The 1,596-nt window shown below is 32.3% G+C and carries 2 protein-coding genes; both read left to right on the top strand.

Going from position 1 to position 1,596, the window contains the following annotated elements:
- Positions 1-244 precede the first annotated feature (244 nt).
- Positions 245-739, top strand: coding sequence for a hypothetical protein (locus ACFSR8_RS05385; protein WP_380289823.1), 495 nt, complete (start codon positions 245-247; stop codon positions 737-739).
- A gap of 246 nt (positions 740-985) precedes the next feature.
- On the top strand, positions 986-1,516 hold the full coding sequence (locus ACFSR8_RS05380; protein ID WP_380289821.1) for a hypothetical protein: 531 nt from the start codon (positions 986-988) through the stop codon (positions 1,514-1,516).
- The last annotated feature ends 80 nt before the right edge of the window (positions 1,517-1,596 follow it).

Here is a 1,596-nt window from a genome sequence, read left to right as displayed (position 1 = left end):
AATAACTTTTCTTGGTAATCTTTCTTGCCTTGCATACAGCAAGATACGAATTTTCTGTATATTTAGCGAGTGGTTGTGCAACAGGCACAATGTATAAAAATAATTGCGGTTTAGTGCTTAACCAAAAGTAGTTGCGTGTTTGCTACGTCTGATTTTCCTTCGGAAAATCCTCGCATACAAACCCGCAACTATTCTTATACAAGACCGTTGGCTGCAAGCTGAAACGAACAAAATAAAAGTAACTATGAAAAAATTAATCATTCTACTTTTTTTAATTCCAATAGGATTGAAAGCACAAGATAATCCTTTGACAATTTTCAATTCATTAGAAAATTATACTTGGACTGCTGAAGGAAAATGGGGAGATGGAAGTACATTCAAGCAAGAGATAAACTTGGAATTTTCTTTGGATAACAAAATAGTCAAAGTAGAATCTATGGGATTCACAAATAGAGAACAAACTGAATTTGGTTTGAGAAATCACGGAATCCGACAATACGACGAAAAATTAAAAAAAATAAGGTTTTGGGAATTCGATATTTTTGGAAATCTAACAGAAGGAACGGTTGAGGGTGAAGGAAAAAATTTGATTTATAAGTATGATTACGGAGGAACGTTTGTTACTGAAATGTGGGTTTATAAAAATGAAAAAACATACGACTTCATTGTAGGTGTTTATGAAAATGGCGAATGGAAACAAAAATTTCTTGAAACTGAATTTATAGGTACACTAAAATAAAGCCAGACAGCCAACATTGGCTATAAGTAATTGCTTGTTCTCACCTACTTCTGAAAATCCGCGAGGATTTTCAGTTTGATGTGTACTTGCAAAGTTAAGTGCTAACCCACGCAACTACTCATAGCCTAGACCGTTGGCTGTAATTTAAAAAGTCTGTTAACTAATTGAAAAACAGTGATTAATCATTAAGACTTTTCTATAAAAACTAACTGAATTAAATTGGAATTGAATTTTATACGGAGAGATTTGAAAAAAATAATACTTCTGACTTTCTTACTCAATTGCGGAATTGGAATCTCGCAAACTGAATTTCCATTTTATGAGCAAATTGCGTTTGACTTTTACAAATCAACACTAATAGATTCTTTTCCGACCAAAAAGAAAGTAAAAGTTTATCCATACGTGCTTGATTTTCAACCTGACTATTTTGTTTTTAATAACCCAAGCTGTTTGGGAATAAAATGGAAAAGTAATGAGCAATTTGAACCTTTAAAAGATTATGTCAAAACTCAAATGAACATTGATTCAGATAGATTTGAATTGGACTTTTCTAACCTTAACAAAAAGAAGTTTAAAGTAAAAAAAAGAGGAAAAGGAAATTATCCAAGATTGAATATCACAGCACCTCATAAAGAAATTGACGGAACTGAACGAATTTTTGTGAACATTCACGAAACACACGAGTATTTGTGGATTACCTATCATCTTGAATTTAATGAGAAAGGAGAAATAATTAATTGGTGCAGGAATTATGCAGAAGTAATAAGAACATATTAAAAAAACTACAGCCAACAATGGTAACCGTTGCGCAAGCCGCCATAAAAACCCATAATTTCTGCAACAGACTCGTTTTAAGG

This window comes from Hyunsoonleella rubra, from assembly GCF_042684665.1.
GTDB lineage: Bacteria > Bacteroidota > Bacteroidia > Flavobacteriales > Flavobacteriaceae > Jejuia > Jejuia rubra.
Note: the sequence above shows the minus strand (reverse complement) of the source record. Positions and strands in the feature narration are given on the sequence as shown.

What these genes read in the sequence shown, in the direction of transcription:
- ACFSR8_RS05385 (WP_380289823.1), top strand. Translation starts at nt 245, where the DNA reads ATGAAAAAATTAATCATTCTACTTTTTTTAATTCCAATAGGATTGAAA.